The 24,568-nt window shown below is 48.5% G+C and carries 24 protein-coding genes; 14 read left to right on the top strand and 10 right to left on the bottom strand.

Features of this window, described 5'->3' with window-relative positions; all coding sequences use genetic code 11:
- Positions 1 to 37: 37 nt before the first annotated feature.
- A complete protein-coding gene (locus NYE54_RS22890) occupies positions 38 to 526 on the bottom strand; it encodes a hypothetical protein (RefSeq protein WP_339266390.1) in 489 nt (162 codons plus the stop codon).
- Between the two features lie 144 nt (positions 527 to 670).
- Between NYE54_RS22890 and NYE54_RS22885 the strand changes: the two genes are divergently transcribed.
- On the top strand, positions 671 to 1,288 hold the full coding sequence (locus tag NYE54_RS22885; RefSeq protein WP_339266388.1) for an NUDIX hydrolase: 618 nt from the start codon (positions 671 to 673) through the stop codon (positions 1,286 to 1,288).
- Positions 1,289 to 1,315: 27 nt separating this feature from the next.
- The gene (locus tag NYE54_RS22880; protein ID WP_339266386.1) at positions 1,316 to 3,397 is read left to right on the top strand and encodes a penicillin-binding transpeptidase domain-containing protein; all 2,082 of its coding nucleotides are present in this window, start codon (positions 1,316 to 1,318) and stop codon (positions 3,395 to 3,397) included.
- A 100-nt stretch (positions 3,398 to 3,497) separates the two neighbouring features.
- Here the strand turns inward: NYE54_RS22880 and NYE54_RS22875 are convergent, their stop codons facing one another.
- The 6 genes from NYE54_RS22875 to NYE54_RS22850 form a co-directional block, all read right to left on the bottom strand.
- Positions 3,498 to 4,529 (bottom strand): glycoside hydrolase family 88 protein, encoded by a 1,032-nt coding sequence (locus NYE54_RS22875; RefSeq protein WP_339266384.1) that lies wholly within the window; start codon positions 4,527 to 4,529, stop codon positions 3,498 to 3,500.
- 43 nt (positions 4,530 to 4,572) lie between these two features.
- On the bottom strand, positions 4,573 to 5,349 hold the full coding sequence (locus tag NYE54_RS22870) for a carbohydrate ABC transporter permease (protein WP_339273613.1): 777 nt from the start codon (positions 5,347 to 5,349) through the stop codon (positions 4,573 to 4,575).
- 62 nt (positions 5,350 to 5,411) lie between these two features.
- Positions 5,412 to 6,311 carry a sugar ABC transporter permease gene (locus NYE54_RS22865; protein ID WP_009589786.1) on the bottom strand — a complete coding sequence of 300 codons (900 nt, stop codon included), beginning with the start codon at positions 6,309 to 6,311 and terminating at the stop codon, positions 5,412 to 5,414.
- Between the two features lie 124 nt (positions 6,312 to 6,435).
- Positions 6,436 to 7,776, bottom strand: coding sequence for an ABC transporter substrate-binding protein (locus tag NYE54_RS22860; protein ID WP_339266382.1), 1,341 nt, complete (start codon positions 7,774 to 7,776; stop codon positions 6,436 to 6,438).
- A 143-nt stretch (positions 7,777 to 7,919) separates the two neighbouring features.
- The gene (locus tag NYE54_RS22855; protein WP_339266380.1) at positions 7,920 to 9,467 is read right to left on the bottom strand and encodes a response regulator; all 1,548 of its coding nucleotides are present in this window, start codon (positions 9,465 to 9,467) and stop codon (positions 7,920 to 7,922) included.
- Between the two features lie 13 nt (positions 9,468 to 9,480).
- Complete coding sequence (locus tag NYE54_RS22850) at positions 9,481 to 11,214, bottom strand: histidine kinase (RefSeq protein WP_339266379.1); 1,734 nt, start codon at positions 11,212 to 11,214, stop codon at positions 9,481 to 9,483.
- A 234-nt stretch (positions 11,215 to 11,448) separates the two neighbouring features.
- On the opposite strand from NYE54_RS22850, the gene NYE54_RS22845 reads away from it, so the two are divergent.
- From NYE54_RS22845 to NYE54_RS22835, 3 genes are all read left to right on the top strand, one after another.
- Positions 11,449 to 11,607 carry a hypothetical protein gene (locus NYE54_RS22845; protein ID WP_339266378.1) on the top strand — a complete coding sequence of 53 codons (159 nt, stop codon included), beginning with the start codon at positions 11,449 to 11,451 and terminating at the stop codon, positions 11,605 to 11,607.
- Between the two features lie 101 nt (positions 11,608 to 11,708).
- The gene (locus NYE54_RS22840) at positions 11,709 to 12,083 is read left to right on the top strand and encodes a sensory rhodopsin transducer (RefSeq protein WP_339266376.1); all 375 of its coding nucleotides are present in this window, start codon (positions 11,709 to 11,711) and stop codon (positions 12,081 to 12,083) included.
- Positions 12,084 to 12,096: 13 nt separating this feature from the next.
- On the top strand, positions 12,097 to 12,525 hold the full coding sequence (locus NYE54_RS22835; protein ID WP_076325098.1) for a GNAT family N-acetyltransferase: 429 nt from the start codon (positions 12,097 to 12,099) through the stop codon (positions 12,523 to 12,525).
- Here NYE54_RS22835 and NYE54_RS22830 read toward each other — a convergent pair.
- Genes NYE54_RS22830 through NYE54_RS22820 form a run of 3 tightly spaced genes read right to left on the bottom strand, consistent with a single transcriptional unit; the run spans position 12,504 to position 16,365 of the window.
- On the bottom strand, positions 12,504 to 13,712 hold the full coding sequence (locus tag NYE54_RS22830; RefSeq protein ID WP_339266374.1) for a Ger(x)C family spore germination protein: 1,209 nt from the start codon (positions 13,710 to 13,712) through the stop codon (positions 12,504 to 12,506). The two genes, NYE54_RS22835 and NYE54_RS22830, sit on opposite strands and share 22 nt — an antisense overlap.
- Positions 13,709 to 14,800 (bottom strand): spore germination protein, encoded by a 1,092-nt coding sequence (locus NYE54_RS22825; protein WP_339266373.1) that lies wholly within the window; start codon positions 14,798 to 14,800, stop codon positions 13,709 to 13,711. Before NYE54_RS22825 ends, NYE54_RS22830 begins: the two co-directional genes overlap by 4 nt.
- Before the next feature lie 32 nt (positions 14,801 to 14,832).
- Positions 14,833 to 16,365, bottom strand: coding sequence for a spore germination protein (locus NYE54_RS22820; protein ID WP_339266371.1), 1,533 nt, complete (start codon positions 16,363 to 16,365; stop codon positions 14,833 to 14,835).
- Between the two features lie 367 nt (positions 16,366 to 16,732).
- Here NYE54_RS22820 and NYE54_RS22815 point away from each other — a divergent pair, with 367 nt between their 5' ends.
- The 9 genes from NYE54_RS22815 to NYE54_RS22775 all read left to right on the top strand — a co-directional run bounded on the left by NYE54_RS22815 (position 16,733) and on the right by NYE54_RS22775 (position 24,518).
- Positions 16,733 to 17,815, top strand: coding sequence for a Gfo/Idh/MocA family oxidoreductase (locus NYE54_RS22815; RefSeq protein WP_339266369.1), 1,083 nt, complete (start codon positions 16,733 to 16,735; stop codon positions 17,813 to 17,815).
- A gap of 27 nt (positions 17,816 to 17,842) precedes the next feature.
- Complete coding sequence (locus NYE54_RS22810) at positions 17,843 to 18,754, top strand: xylose isomerase (protein ID WP_076325094.1); 912 nt, start codon at positions 17,843 to 17,845, stop codon at positions 18,752 to 18,754.
- Positions 18,755 to 18,854: 100 nt separating this feature from the next.
- A complete protein-coding gene (locus NYE54_RS22805) occupies positions 18,855 to 19,646 on the top strand; it encodes a lipid II flippase Amj family protein (protein WP_076325093.1) in 792 nt (263 codons plus the stop codon).
- 48 nt (positions 19,647 to 19,694) lie between these two features.
- Positions 19,695 to 19,988, top strand: a complete 294-nt coding sequence (locus tag NYE54_RS22800) for a hypothetical protein (protein WP_339266367.1) — start codon at positions 19,695 to 19,697, stop codon at positions 19,986 to 19,988.
- Positions 19,989 to 20,255: 267 nt separating this feature from the next.
- Positions 20,256 to 20,954: a FadR/GntR family transcriptional regulator gene (locus tag NYE54_RS22795; protein ID WP_076325091.1), complete on the top strand. Its 699-nt coding sequence runs from the start codon at positions 20,256 to 20,258 to the stop codon at positions 20,952 to 20,954.
- A gap of 90 nt (positions 20,955 to 21,044) precedes the next feature.
- On the top strand, positions 21,045 to 22,394 hold the full coding sequence (locus tag NYE54_RS22790; protein WP_339266366.1) for an acyclic terpene utilization AtuA family protein: 1,350 nt from the start codon (positions 21,045 to 21,047) through the stop codon (positions 22,392 to 22,394).
- Positions 22,395 to 22,407: 13 nt separating this feature from the next.
- Complete coding sequence (locus tag NYE54_RS22785; RefSeq protein WP_083659789.1) at positions 22,408 to 22,734, top strand: DUF4387 domain-containing protein; 327 nt, start codon at positions 22,408 to 22,410, stop codon at positions 22,732 to 22,734.
- A gap of 3 nt (positions 22,735 to 22,737) precedes the next feature.
- Positions 22,738 to 23,631: an ABC transporter permease subunit gene (locus tag NYE54_RS22780; RefSeq protein WP_339266363.1), complete on the top strand. Its 894-nt coding sequence runs from the start codon at positions 22,738 to 22,740 to the stop codon at positions 23,629 to 23,631.
- Between the two features lie 14 nt (positions 23,632 to 23,645).
- Entirely contained in the window at positions 23,646 to 24,518 is an 873-nt protein-coding gene (locus NYE54_RS22775) for a carbohydrate ABC transporter permease (RefSeq protein WP_215160247.1), read from the top strand.
- Positions 24,519 to 24,568: the final 50 nt, after the last annotated feature.

The following is a 24,568-nucleotide window of genomic DNA, read 5'->3' as shown; positions in this document are numbered from 1 at the left end:
TATGAACACTGATATCGCTTTAGTTGAGCTGCTTACCCTATTGGACCGTTACCGCAAAATAAAAGCTGGCGCGTCCCTGCTCCAGAGGCCATGTACAATGAATTTCGTACAGGTACGAGCCGGGTCCTGTCGGTACGGTATATCCGTCGATATCGGGCTCCGTCAGGTTTAGGACGGTGAAGCCATGTATTCCTTCGGGTGGCGTTGTTTTAATGTCCACACCGCCTTGGACTACAACGGGTGTTATATCCTTCAGCTCCGGTCGGACTGCATCCGTCATCGAACACTTATCCCCGTTGCACCATGAATAAAGGTACCAGCCTCGCTGCACCGCGATTTCGGTGCCGTCGATTGTAACCTTGGGCAACGGAGGTTCGGCGGATCTTACCCACAGGGTTTGGATGGCTTTGCGGGCATTTTCCTTTGAGATCGGTTTTGAATTCTCTGACCTCGATCCGACATAATAGCCCGTACCGAACACAACGATTAGCAGGATTACATATAGAACCGATCGGGTTTTCTTCATGTAATAAAGCCCCCTTAATATATCACTCGTCTCATAATCAGGCGGAAAATATGTTATAATTTTGAAATCAAACACTTCCATTATAAACCAATCGTGGGTAGCAGGCGTTATATATATGAGAAGAAATCGAAGAGGGATGAATCTATGACACTAAAATGGTTGGATTGGGCAAAAGAGATACAGGCGATCAGCCAGGCCGGACTGGAATATACGAGGGATGTCTATGACAAGGAACGGTTTGAGCAGCTAAGGGAGCTCAGCATCAAGATCATGCAGGAGTATACCGAAGCTGGCGACGAGAAGATCCGTACGCTGTTTGCGAGTGAAACCGGATACCAAACGCCGAAGGTGGACGTCCGTGGCGTTATTTTTCAAGAGGGGAAGCTACTTCTGGTGAAGGAAAAGGCCGACGGAGCTTGGGCATTGCCGGGAGGATGGGCGGACATCGGTCTATCGCCTGCCGAGGTTGTTGTGAAGGAAGTGAAGGAAGAAGCGGGTTATGAGGTACGCGCAACGAGATTACTGGCTGTATTGGATAAGAAGTTTCATAACCATCCGCCTTCGGCCTTCCATGTGTACAAAATGTTCATTCAGTGCGACATTACGGGTGGAACTGCAGGTGTGGGGACCGAGACGTCCGCGGTCGGTTTTTTCGCGCAGGACGAACTGCCTCCGCTGTCTCAGGAACGAAATACCAAGGAACAGCTGCAGCGAATCTTCGAGTTCGAGAAACAGCCTCATCTGCCAACTTGGCTGGATTAAACCATATAACAAAGGAGCGTAGACAATGTGAAGGGCTTTAAAATTTATAAGGACGCACCGGATGAAGCGGAAATGAAACGCAGATATAACGGACGGATTAATATTTTCTTTTTTAGTGCATTTCTTATCTTTTGCGTCATTATCATTCGAATGGCCATATTGCAGTTCGTAGAGGGACCGGAGCTTGCGAGTCAGGAAATCGGTGGAGAGCAGAAGCACTTCCCGCTGCAGCCGATCCGGGGGTCCATCATCGATGCATCCGGCACGAAGCTTGCTTACTCTACGGCTTCAAACTCTTTATATATCACGCTCATGAAGGATTACAGCAAAAAGACGGACAAAGGAAAAGAAAACAGGCCGGAAGCGGAAGAGTTGGCGAAGCGGCTTGTCCAGGCGTTTAACAAGTATGGGGACCCCAAGGCGGAACCGATGACCGTCAAAACAGTGATTGACGACCTGGATTTGGAATATAACAAGCAGCATGGTTATGAACCCAGACGAATCAAATCCGATTTGACGAAGGAAGAGATCGCTTATTTCATGGAGAACCGAGCCAAGTTTCCCGGCATCCAGATCGTGGAGGAGAATGTAAGGCACTATGATCCGGATACGGTGGCGGTTCAGACGATCGGATTTCTAAAGAAGTTCAGTGGCTCTAAAGACCTTAAGGATTATGAGGCTATTGATCAGAGCAACAAGGATCAGAAGAATCCCGGCTTGATCTACACGGAAGAAGAGTGGATTGGCTATGACGGATTGGAGCGGATGTTTCAGGAAGAACTGCGCGGCAAGAGCGGGTATCTCAGCATTCCGATCAATCCGCAGAATATGGTGGACGGCGTACCGACGATGGTCGCTCCTGAAAAAGGCCATAATATTCACACCACGATTCATAAAGACATTCAGCTTTCGACAGAGCAGGCCATTACGGATCAGCTTCAATATCTTCATACCCATCCCGTATCGGGCAAGCTTCATAAGGATGCCTTGACCGGATACGCGGTCGCTATGGAGGTGGACACCGGTAATGTAGTCGCGATGGCCAGTATGCCGGATTACGACTCGAATGTACGTGTAAACGGAGGCAAGATTACGCCGGATATCGTGGATTCGTCGGGAAACGGCACGATTACAATCTACGGATCGGGCAGATCGGGAAACGGGTTTGAATCCACGATCTATCTTGGTTCTGTCATTAAACCGCTGACCGTGTTGATCGGGCTGAATGAGGGGTTATTTGGCTTGAACGAAACGTATGACGATAAAGGGTACGCTTTAATCGGCCGGGAAGGATATGAGAAGGCTATCTCCAACTCGAGCGGACATCGAAATGGACCCATTAAGCCGCAGCAAGCAATCCAGCAATCCTCGAATGCTTTTATGATCGATATGATCGGCAAGGAGTTAGTTGGCAAGTACGGAGGAGAGAAAGGCGTCAAAAAGTGGGATGAGTATATGATGCAGTTTGGTCTTGGTGTTGCCACGGGGAGCGGCTTGCCCGGGGAATTTAAGGGCCGTGGGGAGTATACGAATACAAAGGCAGCGGGGAGTAATCTGGCAGCTTTAGCCTATGCTTCCTTCGGTCAGATGGGGAAATACACGCCGCTCCAGCTAGCCCAATACACCGTTATGCTGGCGAATGAAGGCAAGCGGATCAAGCCGCAACTGGTCAGCAAAATCACGGATCAGGAGGGCAACGTGGTCAAGGAGTTCGGTCGCGAGATCCTGAACGAGGTCGAATTCCCCAAAGCGTATTGGCAGACCGTCAAGCGTGGGATGAATACGCAGGGGCTGGCAGCATTCGAAGATTTTAAATATGATTTTGCCCGAAAAACGGGAACCTCCGAGCAGGAAGCTAAAGTGAATGGAACGTGGAAGAAGATTGATAACGGCGTCTTCATCGCCTTTGCTCCGCGGGATAATCCGAAGCTGGCGGTTGCCGTCGTTGTACCGGAAGGCGGCTTCGGATCGCAAAGCGCCGCGCCGATTGCGAGGAAAATATTCGATGCTTATGATGAAGTCTACGGACTTGATGGAACGCCGCATCCGAAGAAGACTGAAGAGCAGAAGAAGGAAAGCAGTGAGGACGAGACAGAGGACAATAGATAAGAACCGTAGTCGCAGAGTCGCGTTAAATTGCATAAACCAAAGGCAGGCTGTAGAGGCGAACTTCTCCTCTCCAATCCTGCCTTTTTTGTATCGCATTTAATCAATAAGGATTGTCCTTGATCTTCAGCACCTCTGCCAGAAAGGTTGAGACCAGCCCTTGACCCCAGCCTTGTATCCGCTTATCCGGCACGCCTCTGTATCCCGCGGTGTCTTTCATGACCGCCGTTCCCGCGGAGACGCCGGTAACGGTGCCATCCTCGGTGATCTTGGACAAAATGCCGTCAATCGATTTCTGCGTGTATTTATTGTAGATGCGTCCTTTGGTGAGCAGGGCAGCAGCGATACCGGCTGAGCCGGACGTTTCCAGTGGAGACTGCGGATCGGTTGTAATCGTATGCCACAGGCCGGATTCATGCTGCAGCCGGACCAGGGCGCTGAGCTGGTCGCGCAGCGAGCCTTCGATGATCATGAAGGAGGGATGCGTCACCGGGACGAGCTCCAGGGCACGGGCCATCGTAAGGGCAGCCCAGGCGTTGCCCCGGCACCAGAACACGCCGGACATATGGTTGCCAGCGATATTGTCCCAGCCGTGGTAATACAGATTTGAAACGGGATCCTGCAGGCAATCCTCATGGCCATGATACTGCTTCAGGCCATCCTCGAAATAATCCTCCCGGTCCAGCATCACGCCAATCCGAAGCAGGAAGTAGCCTGCCATGAACATCGTATCAACCCACGCCTGCTCCGGAAAGTTATACGTTTCGGAGTTCACCGTATGCTGAAAGATGCCGTTGCCGAAACGCAGCGCATCATGCGTGAGATACTCGGCCATTTCCTTGGCCGTTTCGATATACCGCTCATCCTCATAAACTTCGTACAACGTTAACAAGGAGTGGCCGATGGAGACGCCGTTGACGGACAGCTTGGGCAACCCCTCCTCCATGTTTTCGTCGACCCAGGCTTTCAGCCGTTCCAGATACTCCTTCTTGCCGGTGGCCTTATAGGCTTCGCATACTCCGTAGAAGGCGACCCCGCCCGGCCAATCCCAGCTGAAATCCATACGAAAGGTCCGGTCGACCACGCGGTCTATGACATGTTCAATCTGTTGATCATCAAATACAAGTGCAGGCATCGTATGAGCTCCCTTCATATTCCATTGAATTTATTCTATTGAATTACCCTTTCAATCCCGTTGTGCTGATCCCTTCCACGATGTATTTCTGGAAGATAAAGAAGACGATGACGACCGGCAGCAGCGATAAGGTAGCCATGGCAAACATGCCGCCCCAGTTATTGAGCGACTCCCCGTCAAGGAATAGCTTCAAGGCGAGTGATACCGGGTATTTCTCCGGATTGTTCAAGTAAATAAGCGGATTGATAAAGTCATCCCATCTCCAGTAGAAGGAGAAAATCGAACACGTGATCAGAGCGGGCACGATCAACGGCACTACGACCCGGAAGAATATCCCGTATTTGCTGCATCCGTCAATTTTGGCCGCTTCGTCCAGCTCCTTCGGAATCGTGCGGATGAACTGCATGATCAGGAAGATAAAGAACGGAATGCCGAAGAATTGGGGAACAATTAACGGCTTAAAGGAAGACAGCCAGCCGAATTTAGCGAACATGACATATTGCGGAACGATCACGACATCATGGGGCAGCATCATTGTAATCATCATGCAGGCGAACCAGAATTGCTGGCCGAAGAATTTGGTCCGAGCCAGGCCGAAGGCGACAAGCGCGGAGGAAGCGACGGCACCAATGGTGGATATGATGACAATGATAAAAGAATTTTTGAAGAAGGTACCGAAGGTAGTTCCGGCAAAACCCTTCCAGCCTGTAGCATAATTTGAGAATTCCAGCCGACTCGGTATCAGGCTGTAAGCCGTCGTGAATATCTCATGGTTAGGTTTTAGCGAGCTAGCCACCAGCCACAGAATTGGATAGGTCATGCCGAGGGCGAACAATCCGACCAGGGTATGGTAGAGGAAACGTCTGGATTTGGTCACAACCGTCAATCTCCTTTCGACTCGTAATGAACCCAGCGGGTAGATGATCTGAAGATGAGCAGGGTTAGGACACCAACGATAATGAGCATGATCCAGGCAAGCGCCGACGCGTATCCCATCTCAAAATGCGAGAACGCCTTGCGATACAAGTAAAGTGAATAGAGCAGCGTTTGGTCCAGCGGGCCGCCTTCGCCGCGCGAAATAATGTAGGCGGGGGTGAAGGTCAGGAACGCCGAAATCGTCTGGAGCGTCAGATTGAACAAAATAATCGGACTGAGCATAGGCAGCGTAATTTTGAAAAAGCGATGGACTGCGTTGGCGCCGTCCACGCTGGCAGCTTCATAGTAATCCTTCGGGATATTTTTTAAGCCGGCCAGAAAAATGATCATCGAGGAACCGAACTGCCAGATCGATAACGCGATCAGCGTCCACAGCGCTGTGCTTGGATTCCCGATCCAGGAGGTCGTGGAATGAATCCCGAAGAGGGACAGGGCAGAGTTCACAAGACCCTTGTCACCGAAGATCTGCTGCCACATGATAGCCACGGCCACACTTCCGCCAATAAGAGAAGGCAGGTAGAAGGCCGAGCGGTACAGTCCCACCGCCTTGGTCGCGGTATTCAGAATCATGGCAACAAATAGAGCGAAGATGAGGCGGAGGGGGACGCTGGCAAATACATAGGTGAACGTGACCTGAAATGACTTGCCGATCTTGTCGTCCTCCAGGAACAACCGCTCATAATTCCCGAGGCCCAGCCATCTTGGCGCTTCCATCAGATTGTAATTGGTGAACGAATAATACAGTGACGACAGGATTGGATATAAGGTAAAGATGAGAAAACCAAGAACGAACGGTGCAGAAAAAACATAACCGGTGATATGCTCGTTCTCACGGAGCCTCTTCATAGACTTCAACCCCTACGATTTAGATTTGGTTGCGCCCCGTGCAGGGGTCACGGATGTCAAAAAGGGCATCTCTTGCGCACACGGGAAAGACGTGCGGGAGATGCCTTGTCTGACCATGTCCTGGTTATTGCTGAGATCTGGCCAAGATGGCGTTCGCTTCCTTGCGGAACTCAGCCGCGGCATCTTCGATCGAGATTTTCTTGAACAGAATACGTTCACTGAGATCTCGCAGCAGCTTCTCGATCTCCACCGCGCCAATCGGGTTAGGCGGATCGCCTGGCGTGCTGTTGGCCTCAGCCCAAGTAACATAGTCGAAAATTTTGGCTTCGTTCTCCGAGAGGAGCGGCTTGAGCGCTTCCTTCACCTTGGCGGATACGGGAACGCCGCGCTCGCCCTTAATCAGCTTGTTGGCCTCGATGTCGTTAATGAAGAAGCTGATGAATTTAGCGGCTTCCTCTTTATGCTTGGACGTTTCGGTGACCGAGAAGTACATCGAAGGTTTCAGGAAAAGACCGTCCTTCGTTCCAGGCCCAGGCATCGGATTCAGCTCCAACGGACGATCGGTGACCAGATTGGCCACTGCAAGGAATTGGTTGGACCAGCCGGTGCCCGATATGGAGTTGCCAAGGACAATTTCATCCTCTTCCGCTACGCCTTTTTTCTGGGCTTCCTTGTCCAGAGAGAGGATATATCCGTTGTCGTACCATTTCTGATAGCGGGTGAAATAATCGATAAAGAGCTGGTCGTCACTGTATCCGATCGTTTTACCGTCAGCGCTGTACATTTTCTGGCCGATAGTTCTTAGGTAGTAAGGGAAGAAGACGTCATGCCGGTAAGCAAAACCTCCGATCTGCAGGCCTTTTTCCTTGGCTTGGGCGCCCATTTTGTCCATGTCGTCCCAAGTCCATTCTTTGGATGGAATATCGATGCCGTTCTTCTTCATCGTCTCAACGTCGAAGGTGGTCTGAAGTGCGTTCACGCCGAGGTTCATGGCAACGAGCTTGCCGTTGACCTCACCGCCGCTCAGTGCATTCTCGCTGACATCGGCGACATCCAGCTCGCCGCTTTCGGTGAACGGCTTCAAATCCGCCAGCTGATTCCGGCCAGCATATTGATTCAGATAGGAGATGTCCATTTGAATAATGTCCGGGAGTCCGCCAGCCACCGCTTGGGGAGCAAGCTTTTTCCAGTAGTCATCGAATGGAGCATACTCCGGCTCAATGGTGACATGCGGATTCTGGGACTCATACATTTCAATGACCTTCAAGGTATAATCATGCCGGGATTGTCCGCCCCACCAAGCAATGCGGAGTTTGACCGGATCCTTGCTATCGCTTGCAGCCGCCGGCGGTGTCTCCGTTCCGGTTCCGCCGCTGGCTTGCGGTTCTGCAGCGCCGCCGCCCGAACAGCCAATCAAGCTTCCGATCAGGGAAAACATCAGAACCGCGTGTAACACTTTTTTCATTCCATTTCCTCCCCTTTGTTAATAAACCACTTCATATCGTTTCGATTGTTAGTGCTTACATTCCCAATTATCTTGTTTCCGCGGGGAAAGAGTAAGGAAAAAAACCGTGCAATTTGTTTAAAAAGCAGAGATGTACGTACAAGTTAATCACTCTTTTTCATATATTCGGAGGGGGTGCACCCGATCTGTTTTTTGAACACCTGGCTGAAATATTGAGGATTATCGCCGAAACCGAGCAGCTCGGCCATTTCAAAAATCTTGATATCGGGATCGCTTGCCATCATTTCGGTTGCGCGCTTCATCCGTAGTTTCATTACGTAATTTGAGAATTTCTCGCCGGTCTCTTTCTTGAACAGCTTGCCGAGATAGTCGGCGTTCATATACAGCATGTCGTTTGCCACCAAATTGAGCGTAAGCTCCGAGTTCCCCAGCTGCTCCTCGATAATCTCAACCACCTTGCGGACGATGGCATTATATTTGACTTTGTTCTGCTCGAAGTTTCGCAGCGTGATTTCCCGAACCGTTTCTTCCAAAAAGGCTTGAATGGCTTGAAGCGTACTCATCTCGGCGATTTCCGGAATCCGTGCATAGCGTTCTTGCATCTGATCCGGGTCGGTTAAACGGATAAGGGATACATACTGCTGAATGACATAGGATTTGGTCATGTCGATACTAAGCTGCGCACGCTTCAGCTCCTGAATGAATTCGGCCAGGGCAAGCTCCGCTTCGTTGCGGTGGCCGGATCGGACCGGCATGCACAGGCGCTCCTCATCGAGGACAAACGTTCCTTCCAAGCCGCCGGCATGAAGCGTATCTTCCGTGGTGATCATTCCGCTCTCATCCAGATAGAAACGGTAGTTCAGGCATTGCAGCGTATCCCGGTACAGCTTCCGCGCCAGGGTTACAGGTCCGGGATCGCTGATCGCGATTGTGACGTCCATCTTGTAATACTGTTTAAAAGTACACCGGATATCCTGCAGCTGTTGATGGAGCCGCTGTTGATCCTTTTGGTTCTCAATGAGCACCAGTACATGCTGCCCGATCGTCGTACTTAGGAGCGTTGTGTCCAACAGATCCTCGGCAATGTTCTTCACGGCGAATTGATGCTCATATTCAACGATGCCCTCCAGTTGGAACAACAGCAGACGGACGGGCTGATTGAAATTAGTTTCGAACAGGCTGCGGTACTCCTCCAAGTCATGGCGTCCATAGGTTTTGTTGGTGACAAACTCCTTGAGCACCTGTTCTTTGACATGAGGCAGCACCTTTCGAAGACGGCCTTTCATCTCTTGGATAAAAGACTCCTTGTTTTCGTTTAGGGTCAGCTCGTCAGTGACCTCTTTCAGCGCCCCTCCGATCTTGACCTCGTCGGTCGGCTTGAGCAGGTAATGCTTCACGCCGTATTGCATGGCACGGTTGGCATATTCAAATTCGCCGAAACCGGACAGCAGCACGAATTTAATGTGAGGGTGGGAGGCATAGGTTTTGGCTACGAGCTCAAGCCCATCCAGTCCGGGCATGCGAATATCGCATACGACGATATCCGGGCTCTCCCTGACGATTTTTTCATATGCCTGAATTCCGTTCTGGGCGGTACCGGCCAGCTCGGTTCGGTATGCCGACCAATCCACCATCTGAGATATGCCGTCCAGAATAATTCGTTCATCGTCCACGAGCAGAACTTTGTACATACGAATCCCTCCGTTATTTGGGTAAATACAGAATTACGCGGGTTCCAAGCCCCGATCCGCTGTCGATGGTTAACCCGTGGTGCTCGCCAAAAGCCAGCTTGATCCGTTCATCGATGTTTAACAGTCCGATCCCGTTACCGCTGGTGGCTATTTCGCCGCTTCGTAATCGCGCCAACGTATCCGGCGCCATGCCGGGGCCGTCATCCTCCACGATGACGCAGAACGCGGAAGGGGTCTCCTTGCAGGACAACGTAATTCGGCAAGGGTTAACGGAAGGCTCCAGCGCATAATGAATCGCATTTTCGAGCAGGGGCTGAAGGGATAGCTTTGGAATTTTGCGCTGCAAATCCTGCTCCTTCACATCCATCGTGAAATCTAGGCGGTCTTCAAATCGGAATTTCTGAATAATGACGTAGTTTCGGACAATCTCCAGTTCCTCTCCCAGTGTCAGAATCGGCTCCTTTAAGCTGACGGAGTTACGAAGAAGGAAAGCTAAGGCTTGCACCATGTCGGAGATTTGGGTTTGCTTGTTCATCTTCGCCAGCCAGTTCACGGATTCCAACGTGTTATAAAGAAAGTGGGGGTTGATTTGCGCTTGCAGCGCTTTGAACTCGGTCTCTTTGATTAACAGCAAGTTCGAATAGTTCTCGGTAATCAGCGCATTGATTCTCTCGATCATGAGACGGAACGTCCGATGCAGCAGGCCCAGCTCGTTCATGGCGACAGGAGCAGCGTCCTGAGGCAGCACGTTGGCTTCCGCAAAGTTTCCTTTTTCCGCAAGCTTCATCCGAGAGATGAGACTTTCGATAGGACGTGTCAGGCCTCGGCTGAACCGGATGCCGAGCAGAATCGCAACCGCGAAAATAACGGTAAACACGATGATGACAAGCTCTTTAATGAATATGATTTGCTTGAAGGTCTGATTAAAGGGCGTGACATTCATATACGTCCATCCGGTATTGCCTGATCGGTTATGTGCGATGAAGTAGGTATGACTATCCATTTCACGGGTAAGGTACCCGTTACCAGATGATAGGGAGGATTGAATGACAGCCGGATCGAAGTGCGGGGTTGCGGGGTAGATGACATCCGTACCCGAAGTCACGATTAGGTCGCCCTCCCCACCGGTGGATTTCCGGACGATTTTGTCCATATTGATACGAATAATGATGGTTCCCAAGTAGTTAAGATCGAATAAGGTTCCAGAGTAGGATCTTATTTCCCGGGAAAGTAGAAGAGCCGAATCCGTTTCGTCCGGGTATACCCAGCGTTCTTCTCCATCCGCATCTCCAGCAAGCTGTAGAATAAACTCCCTTTTGGCGGGATGAATCGGGACGACACTGCCGACGTCCTGCTGTTTATCGTAGGAATCGATCAGGTGGATGGAATACAGCATCGGCTCGGAACCTACATAATTCAGGAGGCGGTCCGCCAGATGTTGCCGCAGGATGAGGCGGTCATAATCGGAGTCGCTCCCGGCGATGGAACGTAACATATTTTGAATCTGGGTATCGGTAATGATGTTGAAGGATAACTGTTCGATCCGCTCGAGCTCTGACTCAATCGCAGAGGAGGACAGGTGTAAGACCTGGGATGATTTGAGGTACAGCTGTTCGTCGTAGATGGAGAAGGCATATTGCTGGACGATGACGGCAAAGGTAAATGCCATTGCAACGATTAAGCTGATAAGAAGGGAAAGCTTGTTTTTGATTTTCATATTTTTATAAATCGTTTTCCATTTTTGCACAGCAACGTCTCCTTGCGCTGGTCCTAAAATGTTGTGTACACATTATGTACCGGGTTGTAAACGCTGTCAATACAAGCGCTGTTATTCCAGCCTGGAATAATTAAAGAGACTTTGCTTATGTAGTCGGTTATTTGAACAAGGAGAACGGTTATTTGAATTTATGTTCGGAGGCTCCCAATCCATAATGGATTTAGACAAAATTTTAACCAGCTGGGTCCCGAAGGGACTAAATCCGTGTTTATGTGGGGGAGGTCAGGGGAGTTTCTTCTGTTTCCGCAGGGCGTGATGGACAACACTCATTTTCAAGAGCGCGGTGCGGCCCGGTTGGCCGACATGGTGGCTCGCCGTTTGAAGGCGCTTGGACTCCAGCCGTTGTCTCTGTTTTTGCGCTAGCGTGATGGGTCGGAACGAGGATTAAAGGAATTTTCGGTGTCCATAGAGAATGTATTTTTATTTATGCAGCTTAAATCCATGAGTTGCGAGGAGCGAAGCGCATGTCAAAAGGTGAAAAACATTGGATTATTCCCGACGGATATATCCCTCCTGAAAGCAGCGGAGAATTAACCAGTCATGAATCCGTCTGTGTCTTGAACTTATCCGAGCAGGACGTTGTGGTCACGATACATGCTTACTTTGAGGATCGTGATCCATTGCTAGGAATGGAAACCATCGTACCAGCTAGAAGAACCAAGCACATACGAACCAGCTCGCTTCAAACGGCTGGCCGGCAAAGTATTCCTCCAGGTATTCCCTATGCTATGGAAGTTACGAGCAGTGCACCCGTATTTGTTCAATACAGCCGTCTCGATTCGACTCAGGCCGAGAATGCCTTAATGAGTGTCATGGCGTATCCGGTAACCAGATCCTAAGGAAGGTGATTGTATGGTACAAACCGTAATATATACCTCAGAGGCGCCTGAGGATTTTCGTCAACTGGAAGCTTTGTACGCTTCGCTTGGTTGGAACTCTATTCATCTATCCGTTACCGAATTGAAAACCATGTGCTTGCAGAGCTGGTATGCCATCTATGCATATGAAGGGCATAAATTGGTAGGCATGGGACGTTTGGTTTCCGATGGGGTTATTACCGGCGTTATATGCGGATTAGGCGTACATCCGGATTATCAGTCCAGAGGGATAGGCCGCGAGATCCTCCATCGATTGGTTGAACATTGCGAGAAGTTCGGGGTCTTCCCGCAACTGATGTGTGAGGAAGAGCTGGAGCCGTATTATGAGAAGCTGGGTTTTCAGCGATTCACCATTGGGATGAAGAAGGATATACAGCGAACTCATTCATCGGATGTCCCATAATCTTTGATCGTTATTTTTACCTCATACTGGATCGGAACCTCACTAAATGTTTGATCCCAATCTTTTTTGGCTGTCTTCCATATATGAGGATACTTAATTCTCAATTTGTTTCCGAAACCGGAAACGTCTGTCTTGTATTCATGTTGAATTTTATCGAGTACATTCTTTACCAAACGCTCAACCTCTTCTTCAATAGCTTTTTCCACTCTTTTCAAAAATTCAGTTTCAATGGGTTTCTCCGAAACCACCCAATGCTCGGCAATTCTTCCTTCGGACTCGACTTCTATATTAAACGAGATATTGTTTCCATCAACATGAGGTTTAATTTTACTTTTCATAGACAGCATTTCGTATACAATAGGCTGACCTGTCTTTTTATCAACGCTTTTAACCAAACCGCCTTTCCCCTTTCCGGTTATCCACGTTAAGCCCTCTATTTCCTGTTCATTCAAAAAACCACGCAGTTTTTTAGTTTTCCCTTCAATGACGGCAGCTCCTGCAAATTTTATTTCTCCATTCGACGACGAGACGACATTTTGCAAAAGAAAGCTGGCTCCGGAATGCAGCTTCCCCTCTATTTTGGTAAGTGTAGTTGGAGGCAAAATTTTGGTGGTTCTTCCGTGACCGTGTGTCATTTCAACGAGCCGGAATGCTGGGATATCCATCGGTTTTTTCGATTCTAGTGTTTTACTCGCACGGTTTTGAGCAATTAGAAGGAGGCCGCTTGGTCTCATCTCTTGTTCTCTAATAAAAAAATCCAACAACTTTTGCAAATCCAAAGTACGCGCAAGATCCTCTCCAATGATAATCACTTTTGAATGTTCGGCAAAGGCACGTTTGTCGATTCTTAATACCATATTGCGTAAAGTCGGCAGGATAGCATCTCCTGTTTCAGAAACGTTGTTGTAAGCTTTTTGTGATGAACCTGTTTTTGTTCCTTTACCTGTTTTACCTGTTGTCTCTGCGGTGAGAAATTGATTGGTTATCGTAATTTGATCCCGGTTAGGATACCTGCCTGTTTGTCCCGCTGACTCTTCCTGTGCCTCCTCCTGTTTTTCCAAATCCAATGAAGTGCCTACAATAAGGCCTAGATCTTCAATTTCTTTATTGCTCCAGCATCCAGTAAGAGGTAGGAGGATAAGAACCAACAGCGCATTCAAGAGGATCCGTATCGTGATGTGCTTCAAGCTTTTCCACCTCTCAGTCTCGATACTAGAAGTAAGATTAATGGTAGTACAGCAAATAATAATAACGCGACATTACCGATGGTATCCCCAAGTTTAAAGAGGTCATTGATATTTTTGGGAATCATGGCAATGATGTAAATAATCGGAATCAAGCCATATATAAATGGATGGATCTTCTTTTTGAACAACTGAGCCAGCCCTAAAGCAGCCGCATAATAGGTAATGGTAAAGGTAGTGAATATTTGCATAATCCATATCACAAGCAGCAAAGATTCAAACCGTTCAAAGATCAAACCGGGGATTTCAAAACTTCGCATAAGCTCAAGTGTAGGCCATGTGCTCGTGACCACTCCATCGATCGATAGGGCTCCTATGACCATGACAACGGTTATGCCGTAAAAGAGCAAGGGGATGAATACTCCAACTAGAACAACTTTTACGGCTTTGTCCGGCTGTTTCATAAAGGCTACAAGGAGCAGCATAATTTCAGAACCTAAAAATGCAAGAGCCGTTGTCCTTATTCCTTTTAGCATGGGGGCAATTCCCAATCCTAACACGGGACGGAGATTATCAATCTCAAATATGCCTAAGCTCAAAAAGGCAACCAATAAAAAAATGACGATCGTAATTGGGAATATGATTTCAAACAAACGGGCGATCGTGTTTATTCCACCTATGATCAGATAGAGACCTATCCACATAAAAGGCAGGATGATGGCCCAGGTGGGGGTACCTTCCAGCAAAAAAAGGCCGGTTACTTCTGCCATTGTTCTGACTTCATATGCAGAAATGGTAAAAAAGTAGCCGATCACAAGTAAACTGAGGAACCCGCCCACCCATTTTCCTACAATTTCTTGGTTATATTGATAAAAGGTTTTTTCGGGGAATCGCTTGTTTAATTTCACGATGATCACCCCTACGATCATTGCGATCATCCCGCCCAAAATAACGGTGATCCACACATCGGGTGTTTTCACCTTCTCCACAGATGTGCGGGGGAGGGTGAGGATCCCGGCTGCAAGAATATAATTGACGAGGATAACAACTGCTTGCGAAGTCGTAATTTGGTCTTTTGAACTACCTATCATGTTGGTGTATTTCCTTTCATAGAGAGCTATCATTAGCGGATGGAATCTTTCTTATGTATCGCCTTCCGAAGGCGTTTCATCTTCAAAAGTGGCATACGAATCATAAAGTCTTTCCAATCACTTGCTCGATAAGGAACGATCGGAGTGATATAGGGAACACCAAAACTCTTCAACCTCACTAAATGGCTGCAAAGGAAAAGGAAAAAGAGAACGACCCCATACAATCCAAACACAGCAGCGAAAAACATGGCTACAAAACGAAGCATGCGAAACGTAATTCCGGCACTGTATTGAGGGACGGTAAAGGAAGAAATGGCAGTTAACGCCACCACGATCACCAAAATTGGACTGACAATCCCCGCTTGTACGGCGGCTTCTCCAATGACCAATCCGCCGACGATACCCATGGCCGGACCAATGGGTTTAGGCAATCGAAGTCCGCCCTCCCGCAGAATCTCGATGGCTATTTCCATGATCAGTGCTTCAATTATTGCGGGAAACGGGACGCCTTCTCTCGTGCCCATAATAGACAAGGCCAGTTTGGTTGGGATCATTCCCTGGTGAAACGAGACAAACGAAATATACAAGGAGGGTCCCAAAAGCGATATAAGGGCCGCGAAATAACGCAATAGGCGGATGAGAAAACTCGGTAACCAACGATCATAATAGTCCTCTGGTGAGTGCAGCATCATACTAAATGAAACCGGAACGATTAATGCGAAAGGCGTCCCATCTAACAAGATCGCAACTCGTCCTTCCATCAAGGCACTGTAAACGCGGTCGGGACGCTCTGTATTCTGTACTTGTGTAAAAGGACTGAGGTAATTATCCTCGATCAGCTGCTCTACGTATCCTGATTCCGGTACATCATCTATCTTTATTTTTTTGATTCTTTCCTGGACCTCTTCCACCAAAGCAGGGTCCGCCATATCTTTGATATAGGCGATGACAAGTTCTTTTTTTGAACGTAGTCCTACTTGAAACTTGATGATGGACAAGTTGTAGTTGTCACCATGCTGTCGTAAAAGGGCAGTATTATCACTTAACGATTCTGTGAAGCCTACACGTGGGCCTCTAACCAGTGGTTCCGAGGAAGGTTCTTCAATACTGCGCGATTTCCCTTTGGTTGTACCGAGAATGAGCACATTCTGCACGCCATCCACTAACAGTGCGGTCGAACCTGTCAATATCTTGGACACTAAATCTTTTACATGATGTGCTTCGGTTACTTCACTAATGGTAAGAACTTGATTTTTAATAAACTCTTTAGAAACGGTCCCTTGCCCAAAAGATGGATCCTCATTATTTTTTTCGGAGAAGCTCACCATAAGAGATTTCATGATGTGTTTGTCGATGAGTTCTTTATCCGACAGTCCATCTACGAAAATGAGGGCCGCACAAATGCCAGTGCCTCCAATATGAAACTCCCTAAAGTGTACATCCGAGTTATGGCCGATTGCTTCTCTTACCAGTTCAAGATCCAAGGCGAAATTCCCCGTAAAATGCTCTAATGAGGCTTGAGCAGAACTCAATGTTTTGCTTTTTTCATTCTCATGTTGTTTCATTGTTGATACCCGCCATTTCCTCAGTCTTCCTTTGAGTTATGAATCCATTTAAAAAACCTTGAGATCATATACGGAATTACCAATGCGATGAAACCCTGCATAAAAACCTTCCAATCCGGAAGGTAGGAAAGCACCATTTTCCACATGTTGATCCCCCTGCTAAGTCAACATTAGCGTCGTTTAAACATAAACCTCTATAATTCCATTATGATCTAAGCAACAACCGTTTAAACTTAAAACATCGACGATGCGGGGGTACATTAGACCATTGAAAAGTTAGGCTTGGCCAAAGTCACAGGGTACGGGAGAGGGAAATAATGTTAAAATAACATCAGGCGGGTAGCTTGATGTTAGGAGGTTTCATAAGATGAAGACATTGTCAGTAGGAATTATAGGGACCGGATTTGGCGGTACCGTTCATGCTCCCATTCTTCAGCTGCACCCGGGGATAGAAGTGAAATCCATTGCTAGTGTCCATCGACAACGCACGGAGGACCGCTTGTGGAATGGAATTCCGTATTACAGGAATTGGCGTGACATGCTGGAGAGTGAGCCGTTGGATTTGGTATCGATCGTATCGGCACCCGTCCATCATTATGAAATGACGATGCTCGCCTTGCAGTCCGGCCACCATGTCCTGACAGAGAAACCTCTGGGCATGAATACGGAGCAAACGTTACGAATGCTGAGAGAGTCGGAACGGCTGGACCGACATGCTTTCGTTAATTTTCAATGGAGATGGACGCCGATTCGGCAACGAATAAAACAGATGCTGCAAGATAAAAAGCTGGGAGATATTCAGCATATCAAATATACAGGGAGCTTCTCCGGATACTCTGTACTGGCTAATTCTTACCGGGGATGGGAAGCCCGCAGCGAGGATGGCGGTGGATTCCTGTTTGCGATCGGTTCGCATATGATAGATTCACTCCTATGGTGGATGGACGAAGAGATTACGGAAGTGTACGGTGACCTGAGAACCCAGATCCCTGCCTATAAGGGAGATGCAGGGCTTGAGTTCAGGGATGCTGAGGATGCCTTTACCTTTTCGGGTCGTTTTAAGGGTGGAACCTCTGTCCTTGCGGATGTGTTTTTCCCGGGAATTGGCGGAGTCGGTTGGACGCTAGAGATCTACGGAACGAAGGGGACGCTGAGGATGCGAGATGACCATACCCTCGAATGCAGCTTTGGCGGGGCATTTGAATCTATCCCGATTGATCCGTTTGACCCTCCGGCTAACCTGGAGGCTCCGGCAGTGCACTATTATAACGGCTTCTATCAGATGATAGATGGCATGTACCACAGCATAACTGCAAATAAACCGACGTTGAACATGCCGTATTTCGTGGATGGCCATAGGGTACAAGCTGTTCTGGATGCAATTCGTCTGTCGTCCGAGACGCACAGCCGGGTCAGCGTTGATTATGGATCCATGATTCGGCATGGATAAGAGGAAAGTCAAAGGAGGGGCAAAGGCATGATTCCGAGGCGTTTACAGGTAGGGATGTGGGATCACTTTACGGAAGAACGATGGGATGAGCTTGCTGACCAGCATATCAGCGGGATGGAAATATGCAGCTTTCCGAATCGGGAGGCATTATTGCAGGTCAGCGATTATTGCTGCAGCCAGCGGATCGCTTTCGGTGTGCATGCCCCGATTCTCGGCGACGCTGGATTTCGATTGCCTCAAGTTAATGCTCCCGAGTCCGGGGACTTTCAGGAAGCACTAGAACAAATCTCGGCCGAGGTTCAGTTAGCATCCAGTGTGGGCGCAGATTATATGCTGTTCCATTATCCATTTTATCCGGTCTTCCAGGAGCCCTTTACCCCATATCCGAGACTTCCCGATCCTGCACATCGTTATAGTTACAACCAATTGAGCAAAACAAAATTCCGGGAAATTTCCAAGCGGTTATTTGAGTTCCTCTGTGAGCTGCAGCTCCGTTATGGGCAGCGCATTGTGCTGGAGCATGATTTTTTTGGTGATTACGAGGATGTTTTTGTGGATAGCTTTCACGCTTATCCTGAAATTGGGTTTGTGCTGGACACGGCCAGGCTTGATATTACCCGCAGGGCCTTTCACGGGTTCGATCCGTATCATTTTCTTGATCGGATGGCATCCCAGGTTTATTTGGTCCATTACAGTAACGTATTTTATGATGAGGACAAGTTCACGCATCATCTGCCTGTCCTGCCGGAGCAGGATCATGATGTGAACTATGGAGATGCCTACGCCTATTTGCGGTATCTTGCAGAACGCAATTCACGGTTTCATGTAACATTTGAACACAAAGCCAGTCTCATCACTCAACAGCAGCTGCATCAGATATATAGTCGGACGGCGTTGACGCTGGAAGAGCAGGGAGGGCATGTACTAATTCGATCGTAAATCGGATAGATATAAAGAGTGGGCTAGAGCTTACAGACTCAATTGGCGACAATACAGGGTACGGCGTTTGAACTGAACATCAGGTGGGGAGGAGCCCTCTATGATACAGAGCTTGATCGTTGTGTTTGTCCTGACGATGATTATTCATACGGCGGAAACCTTATCATACTCCGCAAGATATGCCGGGGTGAAGCTAAACAAGATTGCTGTTGCCTTATCGTTGACGGGGATCATTGTACTGGTTTCCCGAACATCCAACTTAGTTCAAGCCCCGCTGACGGCCAAGTTTGTTGATTATGCGAAGGTGGATCCTTCGTTTGACGTGCTTTCCTATTTCAGGGCGATTTTGTTAGCGGCCTCGATCGGAACGATTGTCGCAATCGCGTTATTTCCTACTTTCGTCAATCTGTTCAGCAGAGTCATCAGCAAGCTGGAGGTTGCCGGATCCATTCCGAAACTTGTATCAAGCGTGACCATCGGGCAGCTCAAGAACACAAGGCATTACATAAGAAAGCCCAATTTGAAATGGAGTCAGTTTCGTTACTTAGGAATACCTAAACGGTTTATTATGCTGAATATTGTGGTCACCGCTTTTTACACAGTAGGTGTCCTGTCATCTCTGTACGCAGCACATCTCGTTCCTCAGTACAGCACCACGGCATCCCAAGCATCGGGACTGATTAACGGAATTGCAACGATTATTTTAACGATATTTATCGATCCCCAGCTTGGTTTGATTACCGACAAGGCGACTCGGAACGAGGAAGCGAGGGACCAGCTTGGCAAAGTGTATACGATGCTGATGGTTTCAAGGTTTTTTGGGACCATGCTGGCACAGCTCGTGATCATTCCGGCCGCTTATGTGATCAGTGAGATTGTGAAGTGGATATAAGGACTATGGTTGTGGTTAGAAAGTCAGAAGGAGAGAGGAAGAATCGTAATGACTCGTAAACGTGTAGTTATGGAATCCGTGCTGTTTGCTGCAGCGATATACATAGGTTATTTTGTATTTATGATCCTGCAAGGCCTGGTGCTAACACAGAGACATGTGCGGGATCTGGATTTGACCAGGCAATATGAACGGGCGGAATCCCTCCAGGCTCAAGTAACTTTTGGCATGATCGAGCGGAATAGCGAATGGCTTACCGTGGCTGCAATTGGAGGCTTTATTGTATTGGGCGGCTTATATGGATGTGTTCGATGGATGTTGGCAAAACGAAGACCGCAACCTTAATATTGGATTTTCTAGAGAGCATAAACCCTGTTATGGATTTCCGTCCAAAGCCAGGGTTATTTGTTTTGAAAAAGAAAAATCCGAAGATGATTGGGTCACCCAATTACCCGGCATATGTCTTCAATCAGGCAATAAACACCTTCAAAAAGATAATGTAAGCGCTATTTTTATGCTTGACAGCCTTTTACGATGCGTTTATGCTAAACATGCGGTTAATTGGATCACCCAATTATCGTTTGCGCAAGTAGGGATAGAGAGGGTAGTCATATGACCATTAAGAAGATTAAATATCATCGGGTGTACGAGGATGTTATCGAACAGATCAAGAATCTGATTCTGGAAGGAAATCTGGCTCCGGGTGATGTTCTTCCGACTGAAAGGGAGCTGGCCCAATCGTTTGGCATTAGCCGCGGGACATTGCGGGAAGCATTCCGCATTCTGGAGCGCGAAGGACTGATTGAAGCCAGACCCGGCGGCGGGCGCTTCCTGAGCAAGGCACTGGATGTTGCCGAGGATCGAAGCCGCATCCTGGATAATATCGAACGTGCGACTATCATTGAGTTGTTAGAAGCGCGTGAATTGTTCGAGACAGGAATCGTGGAGCTAGCGGCCAAGCGGGCAACCGATGAGGATATCGCCGAGATTGAGGCAGCCTTCGCGACGTGGGGGGAGATTGATCAGAATGCGGAGGATCGATCGAAGCCGGATCAGGCGTTTCACCTGTCAATTGCTAAAGCCACGCATAACGTGGTCCTCGTCAATATGATTGAATTGCATATGGATTTGCTTCAGCGGACGCTGAGCAAAACAGCCCAGATTCCGGGTCGCAAGAGCGAGGTCTACGAAGAACATTTACTTATTTTGCAAGCTATTAAGGAACGCGATCCGGTAAAAGCAAAGCTCGCTTTGCTGAACCATCTCAGCCGGGTTAAAGAAAACATACAGAAAAACTACATTCATGTTTAAGAGGGGAGAAACATACCCCTTTTAGCACAAATTGGATAATCCAATTATCCAATGGTCATGGGTGAATATTTTGGTAAAGAGGGACTGCAGATGAATACAGACATTCGAATTCTATCCCCCTGCGGCATGCTGGGATATGGATTTCCTGAACAATCCTTCATGAACGGACTGAAGTTCGAGCTGCACGGCATCGTTGTTGATGCGGGCTCAACGGACGGGGGACCGCATAAGTTGGGTGCCGGCGTATCGATCGTCAGCAAGCGGGCGGTTAAGAAAGACCTGGATATTATGCTCACGAACGGTTTGCCCCGTAAAATTCCGATCATCATCGGCTCGGCCGGCGGCTCGGGCGCACGGACCCATGTGAAATGGACACTCGACATCATTGATGAAATTTTGGATGAGCGGGGACTTCAGGCCAAGGTGTCCGTCATATGGGCCGACTTCACCCGGGAGGAAATCCATCAGGCGAAGGAAGAAGGGCGGATTAAGGCATTAAGTCCAAATATTCCGCCACTCACCAGTGAGTTGATTGACTCCACCAACAGCATCGTTGCCCAGATGGGACATGAACCTATTGTGGAAGCGCTTCAACAGGGCGTGGACATCATCGTCTGCGGCAGGGCGTATGATCCTTCGCCTTTCGCGGCGATCGGGATCTACCACGGCAAGGACCCGGGGCTATCCTATCATCTGGGCAAAATATTGGAATGCGGCGCATTGTGCGCGGAACCGGGAACAACCAAAGACAGCATTCTTGGCACGATCAGCGACGATTCGTTTACCGTTCAGTCGCTTAACCCGGACCGGACGTGCAGCCCGACCAGCGTTGCGGCCCATACCTTTTATGAGAAGGAACACCCTTATATTCTGCATGGTCCCGGATTTACGCTCGATTTGGAGAATTGCCGCTTCGAGGAAGAGGAGAAAGGCATCGTTCGCGTAACCGGCAGCCGGTTCCTTCCGGCAGAGAAATATTTCATTAAGCTGGAAGGCGCTAGGCGCGTCGCTTATCGGACCTTCGTGGTGGCGGGGATCCGGGATCCGATCCTGATCGGGAAGCTGGAAGAGGTTGAGGAATATGTTCGCAATCAGGCACGGGAATATTACCGGGAAATTCCGGAATCGGATTATCAGATTCAATTTTACAACTACGGCAAGAACGGTGTTCTCGGAAGCAAGGAGCCGGAGTCGTTCGTCGGACACGAGGTCGGCGTTATGTTCGAAGTGGTGGCCAAGACGCAGGAGTTAGCGAACAGCATCTGCGCCACGGTGCGTTCCACCTTCCTGCATTATGGATACGAAGGCCGTAAATCAACGGCAGGCAATCTGGCTTTTCCCTTCGCGCCAAGCGATATCGAGTTCGGTCCTGTCTATGAATTCTCCGTCTACCATCTGATGGAAATGAACAATAATGCTTTTCGGATAGAGCATCGATAAGGAGGATCAAACCATGACTCAACTCGGCGATTTGGCGAAGGTGCTGCGAAGCAAAAATTCAGGCCCCTTCGAAATTACTTTAGACGTGTTGTTTGATTCCAAAGAGCAATATGACAAAGTGAAACAGTCCGGCATCATTACAAAACGGACGATATGTGAGCTGTATCAGATACGGGAGGAGCAGATTCATCACCTGGTATTTTTCGACCAGGCGCTGGGTTTCAAAATCACGATGTCGCGGGATATATCGTCCGGCAGTGTCGGCGACCGCGACGTGTACGGAGCCCAGCAGCATGCTCCCCTCATGAAATTATCCATTGAACATCTGGAGGAGGGGTAAGCCATGAAGGTGTTGAGACGCTTAAGGCAGGATTGGGTACTATACGCGATGCTGTCGCTGCCTCTGCTCTACTTTTTTATCTTTCACATCATTCCGCTATACGGCATGAAGCTTGCCTTTCAGGATTACCGGATTCTGGGGGATCATGTGTGGGTCGGGTGGAAGCACTTTAAGACGCTATTCAGTTCGCCCGCCTTCACAAGCGTACTGGAGAATACCATCATTATCAGTTTGATGAAAATCGTATTTGTATTCCCGATTCCAATCATGTTATCACTGCTTATTAATGAAGTTCGAAGCTCGAAATACCGCAAATACGTGCAATCCGTGGTTTATTTGCCGCATTTTCTATCCTGGGTCGTTATTGCCGGGATCTGGATCAGCCTCTTGAATCCTGCCGAAGGCGGAGTCAATCTGATTGCGAATTTCTTTCAACTGCCATCCATTGATTACATGACCAGCAAAGAGCATATTCGTTGGGTGCTTGTATTCTCCGAAATCTGGCGAAGCGCCGGCTGGGACTCCATCATCTATCTGGCAGCCATCATGAAGATCAGCCCAGGATTGTATGAAGCAGCCAAGATTGACGGGGCGACCCGCCTGCAGCAGATGAGGTTCATTACGCTTCCTCATTTATACAGCACAGTTGTAACCGTCTTCATTCTGAATCTGGGCTTCTTCATGAATGCTGGTTTCGATCAAGTGTTTAACTTTATGAACGATTCCATCATCAGTGTGGTGGATATTTTGGACACGTATGTGTACCGAATCGGTATCGGGAACGGACAATTTGCTTATGCAACCGCAGCGAGTTTGTTCAAGGGCGTTATCGGTATCATCCTCATCCTGGGCACGCATTTCATCTCGAAGCGCTTCTCGGGCAAGGGCGTCTGGTAAAGGAGGGATTTACGATGAGACGACTGGAAGTTTCGAAAATCGTTATTTATCTCATGTTGTTTGTGTTTACGCTCATGGTATTGGTTCCTCTCCTGAATCTGCTGGCGCTATCCTTAACCGATCCCGGCAAAGCCCATTTGATGGGCGGACTGGACATTTTTCCGAAGGGATTCTCAACGATCAATTACCAACTGTTATTGTCCAATCCCTTGATTACGGGCAGTATTCTGAATTCGGTATGGATTACCGTAGCGGGTACATTCCTGAATCTGCTGCTGACCTCCATGGCAGCGTACGTGCTGGCCAGAACCGAGTTTATCGGTAAAAAAGTCGTGTTGTTCTTTCTGATCGTCATTATGGTGTTCGAGCCGGGCATGATTCCCGAATACCTGCTGGTAAAGGATCTCGGACTGATGAATACGCTAACATCACTGATCCTGTACAAAGCGGTCAACGTGTACTATCTCTTTATTCTTATGCGGTTCATTCAGGACATTCCGGAGGAGATTCTGGAGGCTTCCCGAATCGACGGCGCAGGTCATTTTCGCTTATATAGTCAGATCATACTGCCGCTGTCCAAACCGGGGCTGGCGACATTGGGTTTGTTCTACGGGGTATATCACTGGAACGAATATTTCAGAGCCACGCTCTACATTTCGGATCCAACCAAATGGCCGCTGCAGGTTGTACTCAGACAATTTGTTGTCCGCAAGGATAATACGTCCTTGATCGGCAACCAAAACATGTTCGACAGCTCGATCAACTTTGATTTTGCTTCCCTGCAGGCAGGTACGATCATGATTGCGATTGTACCGCTGTTATTCCTATATCCGTTCATTCTTAAATATTACGCGAAAGGCGAACTGGAGGGCGGAGTGAAGGATTAAGCGGGAAGGCGAAGGCAGCTAACTTATAAGGCATGAATGTTCAAATTCAA

It is taken from the genome of Paenibacillus sp. FSL K6-1330 (assembly GCF_037976825.1).
Classification (GTDB): Bacteria; Bacillota; Bacilli; order Paenibacillales; family Paenibacillaceae; genus Paenibacillus_AQ.
Note: the sequence above shows the minus strand (reverse complement) of the source record. Positions and strands in the feature narration are given on the sequence as shown.